Genomic DNA, 13,219 nt, shown 5'->3' with positions numbered 1-13,219 from the left:
GCTGTCCGTGTCCAGCTCTACCCCTCGCCACGTAGGGCCATCCGCGCCACAAAACAGTCGTATCAACACACCGCCAGGGCGTGGCCTCCCTGAAATTTTCCTCCTCCCGGTCCACCATCTGCCCATGAGCACGACGATTCGCATCGCACAGCAACCCAAGGCCGACGAACTCCTCGGCCGCAGCCCGTTGGCCGCGCTGATCGGCATGCTGCTGGACCAGCAGGTGCCCATGGAGTGGGCCTTCGCGGGGCCGTACACCATCGCCGTCCGCATGGGGGGTGACGATCTGGACGCCCACGCGATCGCCCTGTACGACCCCGAGGCCTTCGCCGCGCTGCTCACGGAGAAGCCCGCCGTGCACCGCTACCCGGGGTCGATGGCCAAGCGTGTGCAGCAGCTCTGCCAGTTTCTGGTCGCCCATTACGACGGCGACGCGGCCGCGCTCTGGCGGGATGTCGCCACCGGCACGGAGCTGCTCAAGCGGCTGAGCGAACTCCCCGGATACGGCAAGCAGAAGTCGCAGATCTTCCTCGCGCTGCTCGGCAAGCAGTACGGCGTACAGCCCGAGGGCTGGCGCGCGGCGGCCGGCGCGTACGGGGAGGAGGGCTCGTACCGCTCGGCGGCGGACATCACCGGACCCGAGAGCCTGGCCAAGGTCCGCGAGAACAAGCAGGAGACCAAGCGCGCCGCGAAGGCGGCGAAGGCGGCCGAGAGCCCCAGGAGCTGAGCGGACGTCAGGCGGCGCCCGGAGACGCGGGGCGAGTCCATGACTTGTGGCACATGACTTGTGGCACATCTGTTCCCCTATGACCTCCCGGGTCGCTAGCTTTCCCTCGTTCGCTCACCAGCGTTCTCGTTCAATTTCGCTCCTTTTCGCTCGTTCGCATCGGAAGGACCCCTGTGAACGCAACGTCCCGCAGACTCCTGGCAGTCGCAGCCGCCACCGCGCTCACCGCCCCGCTTCTGCTGTCCGCATCCTCCGCCTCCGCGCACAACAGGCCCGACCCGGCGAGGGACGCGGCGAAACTCGCCGGGAAGCTCGTCAAGGAGGCGTCCGCCAAGGACGCGTACAAGCACCTGCAGAAGTTCCAGGACATCGCCGACTCCGCCGACGGCCACCGCGCCGCGGGCTCGCTCGGCCACGACGCCTCCGCCGCGTACGTGTACAGCCTCCTTAAGAAGGCCGGCTACAACGTCTCGTACGACAGCTTCGAGTTCACGTACATCGAGACGCAGGCCCAGACGCTGAAGGTCACCGCGCCGACGCCGCGCGACTCCGAGATCACGGCCATGTCGTACACGAAGTCCACGCCCAAGGGCGGGATCGAGGCCGAACTCGCCGTCGTACCGGTCGACGCGACCACCGGCTGCGAGGCCGGCGACTACGCCGCGGGCGCCTTCACCGGCAAGATCGCGCTCATTCAGCGCGGCGGCTGCGACTTCGCCGTGAAGCAGCAGACGGCGGCCGGCGCGGGCGCGGTCGCCGCGATCGTCTCGAACAACACCGAGGGCGCCCTCAGCGGCACCCTGGGCGACCCGGCGGCGGCCAGGATCCCCACGGGCGGTGTCACCCAGGCCGAGGGCGCGAAGCTCGCCGCCGAGGCGGCGGACGGCCCCGTGACGGTCTCGCTGGACATCCGTCAGCTCCAGGAGAAGCGCGTCACGCGCAACGTCATCGCCGAGACCAAGGGCGGCAACGCCGCCAACACGGTGATGCTCGGCTCCCACCTGGACTCCGTCACCGCCGGCCCCGGCATCAACGACAACGCGTCGGGCTCCGCCGGTCTCCTCGAAGTCGCCCTGGATCTCGCCAAGTCCCACGAGAAGCCCGCCAACAAGGTGCGCTTCGCCTGGTGGTCGGCCGAGGAGCTCGGACTGCTCGGCGCCGACGACTACGTGAAGGGCCTCAGCCCCGAGCAGGCCGAACAGATCAAGCTCTACCTGAACTTCGACATGATCGCCTCGCCGAACTTCGGCCAGTTCGTGTACGACGGCGACAACTCGGACGGCGTGGGCGCCGGCCCGGGGCCGGAGGGATCCGCGCAGGTGGAGAAGGGCATCACCGACTTCCTCGACAGCAAGGACTACCCGCACGAGGGCACCGACTTCACCGGCCGCTCCGACTACGGGCCCTTCATAGAGGTCGGCATCCCCTCCGGTGGGACCTTCACCGGCGCCGAGGGCATCAAGACGGTCGCACAGGCGGAGAAGTTCGGCGGCGAGGCCGGGATCGCTTACGACCCCTGCTACCACGCGGCCTGCGACGACCTCGACAACATCGACAAGGAGGCGTTCGACGTCAACATCGACGTCATCGCCAACGCGGTCGGCCAGTACGCCCACGACCTGAGCCCGCTCACCGCGAAGGCGGGTGCGGCGGGTGCGGCGGCCTCGGCCAAGGTGGAGCGCACCACGGGCGGCGACACGGGCGTCGGCGCGTCGAACGCCCACGACCACGAGCACGAGTCCCGGGCCTGACAGCCCGAGAGGTCCGACAGCCCGACAGGTCAGACGTTCCGACGTTCTGACCGGCAGTCCGGCTGACGGGCAGCCACTGACCGCGGGCGCCGGGGGAGCTGATTCCCCCGGCGCCCGCGGTGCGTCCGCCCGCCGCACGGGCAGCGGTCGTTCAGGCCTCCTCAGGAGGCGATATGGGCGGCGACGTCACCGGACGGGACGGTTCCACTCATACGTCGCTCCTACTTTGACCCGTATGGATCTGTTTGCACCACCGCGCCATGGCTGCGCCCGGAGGCGCTCGCCCGGTAGGCTTTCCGTGTGATCTTCAAGCGCATCGGTAACGGGCGGCCGTATCCCGACCACGGCCGGGAAAGCACCCGGCAGTGGGCGGATGTAGCGCCGCGCCCGGTCCGCCTCGATCAGCTCGTCACCACGAAGGGCCAACTGGATCTGGAGACGCTGCTCGCCGAGGACTCGACCTTCTACGGAGACCTCTTCGCCCATGTCGTGAAGTGGCAGGGCGATCTGTATCTGGAGGACGGGCTGCACCGCGCCGTCCGCGCCGCACTCCAGCAGCGACAGGTGCTGCACGCGCGCGTGCTCGAACTGGACCTCGGCTGACAGACCAGCAGGCCGACCGGGTCGCCACTGAGCCTTTCGGGGTCTTTCCGGCCTCTTCGGGTCCAACCTATTGATCATTTAGTAGGAATCACTACCGCCGCGCACTACGCTGCGGCCATGAGCATGCTCACCCCCCCTGGCATGGGCGGCAAATATCGTATTACGGGTTCCAAGTACCCGCGCATGCGCCGCCCCCGTCACCGCCGCAGGATCGTGCTCGCGGCCATCGCCGGAGTCGTCGCCCTCGGCCTGGTCGGCTGGGGGACCGTACAGCTCATCGACGTGTTCACGGCGGACGACGGAACAACGAAGAAGACCACGGCCGCGTCGGTCGGCGGGCGCGACTGCGAGCCGTCACCGTCCGCGTCGGCGGCGGTCGCCAAGCCGCTGCCCAAGCCGGCCCAGATCAAGGTCAACGTCTACAACGCGACTCCGCGCGCGGGACTCGCCAAGACCACCGCGGACGAGCTCAAGAAGCGCGGCTTCCTCATCGGCAAGGTGGGCAACGCGCCGGCGGCGTACGACAAGAAGATCCCCGGCACCGGGATACTGCTCGGCGCCCCGGCCACCGCGGACGGCCCCCTCACGGTGCTCGGCGCCCAGTTGAAGGGCGCGAAGTCCGAGCACGACGCGCGGAAGACCAAGGACGTCGACCTGCTGCTCGGTACGGCCTTCAAGAGCCTGAGCGTCAAGAAGGACGCCGACCAGGTCCTGGCCACCCTCACCAGGCCCGCGCCCGGCGGCCCCTGCTGAGCCACGCCGCAGACCAAGGGCCCTGTCCGGCGGACAGGGCCCAGGAGTCGTCGTACGCGCCCTAGTCGACCGTCCCGTACATACGGTCGCCCGCGTCGCCCAGCCCCGGAACGATGTATCCGCGGTCGTTCAGCCGCTCGTCGACCGCCGCCGTGACGACCGTGACCGGCGTGCCCGCCAGTTCGCGCTCCATCACCTCGACGCCCTCGGGCGCCGCGAGCAGCACCACGGCCGTCACGTCGTCGGCGCCGCGGCCGATGAGCTCACGGATCGCCGCCACCAGCGTGCCGCCGGTGGCCAGCATCGGGTCCAGGACGTACACCTGGCGGCCCGACAGGTCCTCGGGCATCCGGGTCGCGTACGTCGACGCCTGAAGCGTCTCCTCGTTACGGATCATCCCGAGGAAACCGACCTCGGCGGTGGGGAGCAGCCGCATCATGCCGTCGAGCATGCCGAGACCGGCCCGGAGGATCGGCACCACGAGAGGCCGCGGGTGGGACAGCTTCACACCCGTGGTCGGCGTCACCGGAGTCTCGATGTCGACCTGCTCGGTGCGCACGTCCCTGGTGGCCTCGTACGCGAGCAGGGTGACCAGCTCGTCGGCGAGGCGTCGGAAGGTAGGGGAGTCGGTGCGCTTGTCGCGCAACGTGGTGAGTTTGTGCGCGACCAGCGGGTGGTCGACGACATGAATCCGCATGCCTCCACAGTAACCGTGGCCCGGCCCCTGGCTCCCGCGGGCATCAATCCAGTGCCCGCAGGGAAGGTGATGGGGCACGCGTACAAGGGGACGCGGGGGACACAGTCAACCGAGTCGTGGGGTGGTGAGGCGGGGATGCCGGACCGGCAGCGGCGGAATCCGCAGGGGCGGGACGGCGGTGGCCGTACGGCCGAGGCGGAGGCGGAGGATCCGCTGAGGCTCCCGGCCCGGGAGGCCGCCGGACCTACCACAGCCCCGGGGCTCACACCTGGAGCCACGCCCGAACCCGTGTCCGACGCCACGCCCGACGCCACCTCGGATCTCACCTCGGATCTCGCCTCCGACCTCGCCTCCGACGACAGCGGCGCGGCCCGCCGACGACGGCGTGCGCAGTTCCTGCGGGAGTTGAACGAGGCCAAGGCCCTGCGCGAGCGGGTGAAACCTCGGCAGGCCCGCGCGGCCCGGATGCGCCAGCAGATGCGGATGCGGACCTTCCGCTGGTAGTCACGTACGGGTCACCCAGCGGCCCTCCGGCCTTCGCGGGACGGCCACTTGGGCATCGCCCGGCCTCCGCCCCGGCGCCTTCGGACCCCCTCCCCCCGCGACGCGTCCGGCCCCGTCCAATAAAATGCCTCCACGACGCAACGACGGAAGACCTCTCGCAATCGCCCGCTTTCTGCCACGATTCCGAGTAGTGGGCGGGGCAGAGCGCAGCGCACCGCCGAATCGTCACCTCTGACCAGTGGGAGAGTCACGGTGTACTTCGCCGCACTGCTCGCGCGCACCGAAGACGGGTGGGAAGCGAGCGACACAGAGCTCGACGACGTGGAGACCTTGTCGGATCTGACCGACCTGGCCCGAGAAGCCTCGGTGGACGAGGACACGGTGCTCGTCTTCATCGAGCAGGAGGACGCCTGGTTCGGCGTGCTCCGCGTGGAGGGCGAGGAGGATCCTCGCATCTACGTCTCCGACGCGGCCATGGCCGCACGCTCCTCGTACGGGGAGATCCTGACGGACGAATTGCTCGGCGGGGACGATGACGACCTCGCCGACGCCTTGGACACGCTGGACCTCGACGGCACCGAGGACGGCGAGACTGAAGAGCAGGAGGACACGGAGGAACCGGACGGCAGCACCGGCCCCGCCGACGCGGCCGGCTCCGGAGCCGTACCCGCGGGACCTGTGGGCGACCGCACGATCCTCGCCGACCTGGGCCTCTCGGAGCCGGAGTTGCTGGCGCTGGACACCGACGCCATGACCGAGATCGCGGACGCGTTGGGCGCCTCCGAGGTCCTGGAGACCGCCCGCTAGTGACGGAGCGCGACCCGGTCGGCGGACCGGTCGATGGACCGGAAGCCGACCCGGAGACCGACCCCGAGGCCGACCGGGGAAACGGGCCGGAGACCGATCCGGTGCGTGACCCGTGGCGGGCGCCGATGCGTCTCGCCCTGGAAGAGGCCGCGCGTGCGACGCCGGCCGGCGATGTGCCGGTCGGTGCCGTCGTGCTCTCTCCGGACGGCACCGTGCTGTCCGGCGGCCACAACGAACGTGAGCTGACCGGCGACCCCACCGCGCACGCGGAGATCCTGGCCATCCGCCGCGCGGCGGCGAAGCTCGGTGCCTGGCGGCTGACGGGCTGCACGCTCGTGGTGACCCTGGAGCCGTGCACGATGTGCGCGGGCGCGCTCGTGCAGTCGCGGGTCGCCCGCGTCGTGTACGGGGCGCTCGACGAGAAGGCGGGAGCGGCGGGCTCGCTCTGGGACGTCGTACGCGACCGCCGTCTCAACCACCGCCCGGAAGTGATCCACGGGGTGCTCGCCGAGGAGTGCTCCGAGCTGCTCAGGGCCTTCTTCCGGGACCGCCGGATTATCGATTTCTGAGCAGGGGCCACCTTGGGCTAAGCTCTCTCTCGGTAGCGTGTCCGAGCGGCCGAAGGAGCTCGCCTCGAAAGCGAGTGTGGGGAAACTCACCGAGGGTTCAAATCCCTCCGCTACCGCTCTCACACCCTCCTGATCTGCGGAAACGTTGATCGGGAGGGTGTTTTGCGTGGCCGTACCGCGCAGCGGCGACAAGGCGGCCCGGCGGTCAGCGCAGTTGGGTGATGACCTTCGCGAAATCGGCCATGTGCGCTTCGAGCACGGAGAAGTACGTCACACGGTAGGTGTCCCGGTAGCCGTTCAGCGTCTCGGCGATCTGCTCGACCGTGCCCGCCAGTACGTTGGGTAGCCGCAGGATCTGGTCCCTGGTCAGATTCGGGGCCGTACGGTGGACGGCCGTCAGGTCCAGGGCGTCCGGGCCGGAGTTGGCGTCGTCGAGGACCACCGCCGACACGAACAGGTTCAGCTCCAGACGGCCGAAGCGCGCGCCCGCCTCTGAGCGGACGTGGTCGACCCGGTCGGCGAGTACCTGCCGCGGGTCCAGACCCGGTGGGGTCCGGCGCGCCATGATCGGGAAGCCGACGATGTCCGCCTCGCGCGCGGCGAGGCGCAGAAGCCGGTCGCCGAGACCGGCCAGGAGGAGCGGTGGCCCCGGGCGCTGACGGACCGCGGGCTGCTGCTCCGGGGTGGCGAACATCCGGTGCAGTTCGGCGACCGTGTGCGCCAGGTTGTCGACCCGCTCCTCGGCGGTGGGGTACGCCAGCTCCGCCGCATGGAACTCCGCCCCCACGCAGCCCGCGCCGAGCCCGACCTCCAGGCGCCCGTCGGTGAGCTGGTCGGTGTCCGCGATGTCTCTGGCCAGCAGCGCGGGCCGGTAGAAGCCGGAGTTGAGGACGAGGGTGCCGACCCGCAGGGTGGTCGTCGCGTCGGCGGCGGACACCAGGGCGGGGAAGGGGGCCGACATCCCCAGATGGTCGGGGATGTGGAGCACGTCGTATCCGAGCTCCTCGGCCTGCCGGGCCTTGGCCTGCCAGGCCTCGTGCGATCCGGTGGCCGTCATGCTGACGCCGAAACGGAAGGGGCGGGTGGGCATGGCTTCCTCTCGACGGGACCAATGTCCCAGGAGGGTCGATTTTGCGTCTTTTGTTCATGATAGTCATGACGCGATCAAGGCCCGGTCTCTCCGTGGAGAGACCGGGCCCCGAGGTGCCGCATATGGCGGGTGAGCCGCTCCGCGCCCCTAGGGCGTGCGACGCGACTACGGGAAGTTGATCACGTTCGACGGAATCGTCGAGGTGCCCGACGTCGGTGATCCGATGCTGTTGATCACGTGGTTGTACTGGCCCATGCCGCCGAGTGAGACGACCAGGATGTTGTGGAACTTCACCCCTGGCTTCACCGGTGCCTGGAATCCGTGCTCCTGACGGATGTTCGGGTCGGATGTGTAGTTGCAGTAGCTGCCCATCGCCCAGCCCTCATGGGTGACGACGGAGTCGTCCACCTTGTAGCCGGCGTAACCCTGGATGCTGCCGTTCTGGATGGCGGCCTGGTTCGGCGCGTCGTACGCCTTCTCGTTCTGGAAGAAGATCGTCCGGCCCCGCTCGCCGCTCCACCGCACGTCGTACTTGTTGAAGTGTTCGACGAACAGCCCGGTCGCGAGGACGTCGTCACCGTTCACCTGGAGCCCGTAGTCGGCGCGGTTGGTCTCCCAGCCCACACCGTCCCCGTGGTCCGCCCGCCAGATCCAGGTGTGGTCGATGACCGTGTCGTTGCTGTTGACGACCATGCTGGTGGTGGCCTTGCCGGGGCCGGCGCCGCCGATGCGGATGAAGACGTCCTGGACGGTCGTCGGGTTGGCGGAGTGACCGGCCGACGAGTTCGGCGGGCCGACCTCCAGCAGTGTCGGGGAGTTCACGGGTCCGGCGTCGATCAGGAAGCCGGCGAGCTTCACGCCGTCGACGTCGGCGACCTTCATCGCCGTCACGCCGTTGTCCGGGATGATCGTGGCGTAGCCGAGGCCGAGGACCACGGTGTTCGCCCGGTTGACGTTGATGGACTGGTCGACGTGGTAGATGCCCGGGGTGAAGAGCAGGTGCAGGCCCTGGGCGAGCGCCGCGTTGATCGTGGCCGCCGTGGCGCCCGGCTTGACCACGTAGAACTGGTCGAGCGGCAGGGACTCGCCCTGCGGGGTGCCGTTCCAGGAGACGCCGCGCGCGTTGGTGCGCTTGGCCGGCACGAAGACCTTGTACGTGTTGCCGTCCAGGTAGAGGAACGGCTTCTCGCGGGAGGTCGGGGTGTTGTTCAGGGTGGTGTACGGCGGGTTCGGGAAGGACTGCGCGGGCGCGCCCTCGACCCCGGAGAACGCCATGTTCCAGACCCCGTTGCCCCAGCCGCCGATGGCGCTGTCGCGGGTGTACCACTGCTGCTGGGAGTAGGGCGTGATGGTGCCGTCGACCTTGCTGTCGGCGATGTAGCCGCCGCTGGCCCAGCCGTACCCGTTCGGCGCGAGGTTGAGTCCGCCCTTGATGTGCATACGACGGAAGGGGGCGGCCTGCGCCACGGCCCAGCGGTTGCTGCCGCTGACCGGGTTGAGCGCGAGGTTCTCGGCCGAACGCCAGAAGTTCTGGGTGGCGTTGCCGTTGAACCAGCCGGCGTCCACGGTCACGTCGCCGTTGATGTTCGTGTCGTCGGGCTTGAGACCGAGACCGGAGATCGAGGTGTAGAAGCCGAGTTGGGCGTTGATGTTGTTGTACGTGCCCGGCTTGAAGAGCAGTTGGTAGCGGCCGGTGCCGAACTGGGCCGACTCCTGCTGCTGGAAGATCTGGTCGAGTGTGCCCTGGATGTTGGGGGTCGAGGGGTCGAAGACCTTGACGTTGGGGCCGAGGTCACCGCCGCCCTGGATCGGTCCGCCGGGGCCGCCGCTCTCGCCGTACACCTGGAACTCCCAGAGGGAGTAGCCGTACGGGGTGGCGCGGGTGGTGCCGGTCAGCTTCACGTAGCGGGCGTTGCCGGAGACGTTCAGCGTCTCGTTGCCGCCTGGGCCCGTGGTGGTGGAGTACGCGCTCGTCCAGCTGGTGCCGTTCGTGGAGAGCTCGATCTTGTACGCCCTGGCGTACGCGGCCTCCCAGCGCAGCACGACCTGGTTGACCGCGACCGAGGAGCCGAGGTCGATCTGGATCCACTGCGGGTCGGCGGCGGCGCTCGACCAGCGGGTGCCGGTGTTTCCGTCGACGGCCGCGGCGGCGGGGGTGCCGCCGTTCTCCGTGCTGGAGACCGTCACCGGCTTGCCCTGGGAGAGCAGGGTCGGTGCGGCGCTCGCGGGGGTGGTGGTGGGGATGAGCATCAGCAGGGAGGCGACCAGGGTGGCGGCGATGGATGCGGCGATCCCGCGGCGGCGTACCGACGCGGGTCTCCTGAACACCGGAACTACGGACAGCGGAGCGTGCATGGGCAGGTCTCCTGAAGTCTCGGACGACGAGGGGGAGTTCGGGGTGCGGAGAGATCCGGGGATACCGGAGAGCGCTCTCTCGTATCGCAGATGGTTCTCCCGTGTTTCGTACACGTCAAGAGTTGTGCACACACCGGCCGTCATCGGTTGGTCTCCGATCAACAACTAACCGACCTGGCGAGGCATTTGCTCCGTTTCGCCACCTGTCTTGCGGAGTGTCCGTTCAGGTCCTGACGACGGGACCCGGCGCACCTCGCGTACGAGGTCCGGATCGGGCGGCGCGGCGACCAACATCGATGCGGTGCGGCCAGAAGCGGTCAAGCAGGTGATCGAAATCGGCCTCCGAACCGGCCCATTCGTACGGTTAGACTCACGCGATCGCACCGGGGACGGCAGGGGAGGCAGCGCTGATGGTGCAAACGAAGAAGCTCGCGCTCTATCTGGTCGTTGTCTTCGTGCTGTATACGATCATCACGTCGCCCGAACGGGCGGCCGATCTCGTCCAGGTGGGCTTCGAGGGCATATCCGACGCGGCCGAGGGTGTCGGCGAGTTCATGACCGAGCTCGTACAGTAGCCACGGCCGGACCGCGGCCTTGACGGCAGCCCCGGACTCCGGCCCCGGCCGCCGCGCTCCGCCCCTCGCCCGCCCTCCGCCGCGTCCTTCCTAGGAGATACCCCTTGATCCGCCACCTGGTCCTCTTGAAGCTCAACGAGGGCGTCTCGCGCGACGAGCCCCGGGTGATCGCCGGGGCGCGCGCCTTCGCGGAGCTCGGCGACAAGATCCCGGAGCTGGAGTTCTGGGAGTGCGGCTGGAACACCAGCGACCGTCCGATCGCCCAGGACTTCGCCATCAACGCGGCGGTCGCCGACGCCGGCGCGCTGACCCGGTACGTGGAGCACCCCGACCATCAGGCGGGCGTCGCTCAGTGGCGAGAATTCGCCACCTGGGTGATCGCCGACTACGAGTTCTGATCGGTTCCGACCGGTTTTCCGGCCCTTGACCCTCCTGGCCCCACGCCTCACCGGCGTGGGGCTTTTTGAGTTTGAACAGGGGATTCTTCGTCAACACGGAGTTTTCTGGTGCTTGCACACAGTGGGCAAGTCTTGTGATGCTATGACCGCTTTTGACGGATGAGTTGACCGTAGTTGACCGCGAAGGGGTGGCGTGACCGTGCCGGCCAGTACAACGCCTCAAATGCCGCCCCAGATCGAGCCCCGGACCGAACCCCGGGCGGAGGCCCGGACCGAGGTCCGGTCGAACGACGCCCGGGACGACGACGACCGGACCGACGACCGGACCGAGCCCCGGAGTGAGCCCGGGAGCGACGCCCCCCTCGTCGAGACCCCGAGCGAGAACGAGCCACGGCCGTCGACGCCGGGGACCCGGGGCGCCGACACCAGGGCGCTCACCCAGCTGCTCTTCTCGCAGATCAAGAATCTGGAGCGGGGCAGCCCCGAGCACACCCGTGTACGCAGCGCGCTCATCGAGGCGAATCTGCCGCTCGTGCGCTACGCCGCCGCCCGCTTCCGCAGCCGTAACGAACCGATGGAGGACGTCGTCCAGGTCGGCACGATCGGCCTCATCAACGCGATCGACCGGTTCGACCCGGACCGCGGCGTACAGTTCCCGACCTTCGCCATGCCGACCGTCGTCGGCGAGATCAAACGCTACTTCCGCGACAACGTGCGGACCGTCCACGTACCGCGCAGGCTGCACGAGCTGTGGGTCCAGGTCACCGGCGCCACGGAGGACCTGACGACGGCTCACGGCCGCTCCCCCACCACCGCCGAGATCGCCGCGCGGCTGAAGATCTCCGAGGAGGAGGTCCTCGCCTGCATCGAGGCCGGCCGGTCGTACCACGCGACGTCCCTGGAGGCGGCCCAGGAGGGCGACGGGCTGCCCGGTCTGCTCGACCGGCTCGGCTACGAGGACCCGGCGCTGGCCGGCGTCGAGCACCGCGATCTGGTCCGGCATCTGCTGGTGCAGCTGCCCGAGCGGGAGCAGCGGATCCTGATGCTGCGCTACTACAACAACCTGACGCAGTCACAGATCAGCCAGGAACTGGGCGTCTCCCAGATGCATGTGTCAAGGCTTCTGGCGCGAAGCTTCGCGCGTTTGCGATCCGCAAACAGGATCGAGGCATAGCTCTTCCGGGTAATAACCCCGGAGCATCCCCACCGGCAGCAAATTCGCATACCCCCTTATTCCGGTGCAGATATGTCGACTTGGCGCTACAGCGTGTTGACGACATGTGACATTCTGCTGGAACCGCGTTTGCCGCAGTCCCACCGCCGGTATTCAGGTGGAGGCTGCGTTCCTTCGACGGGAGCGGCCACCGCGACCGTCAGCGACCTCAAGGGGGTGGCATGTCCGTAGAACAGGGCAGCTCGAAGGTGCTCACGCTCAACAAGAGCGACCAGGCACCGGACGACGCGCCGGATGCTCTCGACCGTGTGGCCGAGCCGCGCGCGTCCCAGCCGGAAGTCATCGACACCCGCACTCTGTCCCGCTCCCTGTTCCTGCGGCTCGCCGTGCTCGCCCAGGACAGCCCGGAGCGCACCTACGTACGTGACACCCTCATCGAGCTGAATCTGCCGCTGGTGCGTTACGCGGCGGCCCGGTTCCGCAGTCGTAACGAGCCGATGGAGGACATCGTCCAGGTCGGCACGATCGGCCTCATCAAGGCGATCGACCGGTTCGACTGCGAACGGGGCGTGGAATTCCCCACGTTCGCGATGCCGACCGTCGTCGGCGAGATCAAGCGCTTCTTCCGGGACACGTCGTGGTCCGTGCGCGTGCCGCGCCGGCTCCAGGAGCTGCGGCTGGCGCTGACGAAGGCCAGCGACGAGCTGGCCCAGAAGCTCGACCGCTCGCCGACCGTCCCCGAACTCGCCCTGGTGCTGGGCGTGTCGGAGGAGGACGTGGTCGACGGCCTGGCGGTCGGGAACGCGTACACGGCCTCGTCGCTGGACTCGCCGTCCCCCGAGGACGACGGCGGCGAGGGATCGCTCGCGGACCGTCTGGGGTACGAGGACACGGCCCTGGAAGGGGTGGAGTACCGCGAGTCGCTGAAGCCGCTGCTGGCCAAACTCCCGCCCCGCGAGCGGCAGATCATCATGCTGCGCTTCTTCGCGAACATGACGCAGTCCCAGATCGGCGAGGAGGTCGGCATCTCGCAGATGCACGTCTCACGCCTGCTGACCCGCACGCTGGCACAGCTGCGGGAAGGGCTGATCGCGGACTGAGGGCGGGCGTCACCGCGAGGACGACGCCTCGGATCCGACAGCCGCTCCGACGGCCGGTCCGAGTGCGGTCACCGCGGTGGCGCCCCGCATGGAGCGGAGCGCCACCGTCACGAGTG

General features: G+C 68.9%; 14 protein-coding genes and 1 tRNA gene. 12 read left to right on the top strand and 3 right to left on the bottom strand.

What is annotated here, in order from left to right:
- Positions 1-124: 124 nt before the first annotated feature.
- From ACIBBB_RS32310 to ACIBBB_RS32295, 4 genes are all read left to right on the top strand, one after another.
- On the top strand, positions 125-727 hold the full coding sequence (locus ACIBBB_RS32310) for an HhH-GPD-type base excision DNA repair protein (protein WP_398988343.1): 603 nt from the start codon (positions 125-127) through the stop codon (positions 725-727).
- Positions 728-900: 173 nt separating this feature from the next.
- Positions 901-2,478 (top strand): M28 family metallopeptidase, encoded by a 1,578-nt coding sequence (locus ACIBBB_RS32305; protein WP_398988341.1) that lies wholly within the window; start codon positions 901-903, stop codon positions 2,476-2,478.
- A gap of 300 nt (positions 2,479-2,778) precedes the next feature.
- A complete protein-coding gene (locus tag ACIBBB_RS32300) occupies positions 2,779-3,081 on the top strand; it encodes a type II toxin-antitoxin system VapB family antitoxin (RefSeq protein ID WP_023540426.1) in 303 nt (100 codons plus the stop codon).
- A gap of 117 nt (positions 3,082-3,198) precedes the next feature.
- Positions 3,199-3,834, top strand: coding sequence for a LytR C-terminal domain-containing protein (locus tag ACIBBB_RS32295; RefSeq protein ID WP_398988338.1), 636 nt, complete (start codon positions 3,199-3,201; stop codon positions 3,832-3,834).
- Between the two features lie 61 nt (positions 3,835-3,895).
- Here the strand turns inward: ACIBBB_RS32295 and upp are convergent, their stop codons facing one another.
- Positions 3,896-4,531, bottom strand: a complete 636-nt coding sequence (gene upp, locus ACIBBB_RS32290; RefSeq protein ID WP_398988336.1) for a uracil phosphoribosyltransferase — start codon at positions 4,529-4,531, stop codon at positions 3,896-3,898.
- Between the two features lie 288 nt (positions 4,532-4,819).
- Here upp and ACIBBB_RS32285 point away from each other — a divergent pair, with 288 nt between their 5' ends.
- From ACIBBB_RS32285 to ACIBBB_RS32270, 4 genes are all read left to right on the top strand, one after another.
- Positions 4,820-5,035 (top strand): hypothetical protein, encoded by a 216-nt coding sequence (locus ACIBBB_RS32285; RefSeq protein WP_398988521.1) that lies wholly within the window; start codon positions 4,820-4,822, stop codon positions 5,033-5,035.
- Between the two features lie 252 nt (positions 5,036-5,287).
- A complete protein-coding gene (locus ACIBBB_RS32280) occupies positions 5,288-5,842 on the top strand; it encodes a hypothetical protein (RefSeq protein ID WP_398988335.1) in 555 nt (184 codons plus the stop codon).
- A 125-nt stretch (positions 5,843-5,967) separates the two neighbouring features.
- Positions 5,968-6,411 (top strand): tRNA adenosine(34) deaminase TadA, encoded by a 444-nt coding sequence (tadA, locus tag ACIBBB_RS32275; protein ID WP_398988519.1) that lies wholly within the window; start codon positions 5,968-5,970, stop codon positions 6,409-6,411.
- 31 nt (positions 6,412-6,442) lie between these two features.
- Positions 6,443-6,527, top strand: a tRNA-Ser gene (locus ACIBBB_RS32270).
- An 89-nt stretch (positions 6,528-6,616) separates the two neighbouring features.
- Here the strand turns inward: ACIBBB_RS32270 and ACIBBB_RS32265 are convergent.
- Together ACIBBB_RS32265 and ACIBBB_RS32260 are read right to left on the bottom strand one after the other, a co-directional pair.
- The gene (locus ACIBBB_RS32265; protein ID WP_398988333.1) at positions 6,617-7,501 is read right to left on the bottom strand and encodes a TIGR03621 family F420-dependent LLM class oxidoreductase; all 885 of its coding nucleotides are present in this window, start codon (positions 7,499-7,501) and stop codon (positions 6,617-6,619) included.
- A gap of 165 nt (positions 7,502-7,666) precedes the next feature.
- Positions 7,667-9,751 (bottom strand): discoidin domain-containing protein, encoded by a 2,085-nt coding sequence (locus ACIBBB_RS32260; RefSeq protein WP_398988517.1) that lies wholly within the window; start codon positions 9,749-9,751, stop codon positions 7,667-7,669.
- A 515-nt stretch (positions 9,752-10,266) separates the two neighbouring features.
- Between ACIBBB_RS32260 and ACIBBB_RS32255 the strand changes: the two genes are divergently transcribed.
- From ACIBBB_RS32255 to ACIBBB_RS32240, 4 genes are all read left to right on the top strand, one after another.
- Positions 10,267-10,431, top strand: coding sequence for a hypothetical protein (locus tag ACIBBB_RS32255; protein ID WP_189106395.1), 165 nt, complete (start codon positions 10,267-10,269; stop codon positions 10,429-10,431).
- A gap of 104 nt (positions 10,432-10,535) precedes the next feature.
- Positions 10,536-10,829, top strand: a complete 294-nt coding sequence (locus ACIBBB_RS32250) for a Dabb family protein (protein ID WP_398988331.1) — start codon at positions 10,536-10,538, stop codon at positions 10,827-10,829.
- Positions 10,830-11,028: 199 nt separating this feature from the next.
- Complete coding sequence (locus tag ACIBBB_RS32245) at positions 11,029-12,003, top strand: RNA polymerase sigma factor SigF (protein WP_398988329.1); 975 nt, start codon at positions 11,029-11,031, stop codon at positions 12,001-12,003.
- A 221-nt stretch (positions 12,004-12,224) separates the two neighbouring features.
- Positions 12,225-13,103 carry an RNA polymerase sigma factor SigF gene (locus ACIBBB_RS32240; RefSeq protein ID WP_189106392.1) on the top strand — a complete coding sequence of 293 codons (879 nt, stop codon included), beginning with the start codon at positions 12,225-12,227 and terminating at the stop codon, positions 13,101-13,103.
- Positions 13,104-13,219: the final 116 nt, after the last annotated feature.

Origin of the sequence: Streptomyces sp. NPDC051217, assembly GCF_044455465.1 — a bacterium.
GTDB lineage: Bacteria > Actinomycetota > Actinomycetes > Streptomycetales > Streptomycetaceae > Streptomyces.
This window is presented reverse-complemented; position numbering and strand designations above follow the sequence as displayed.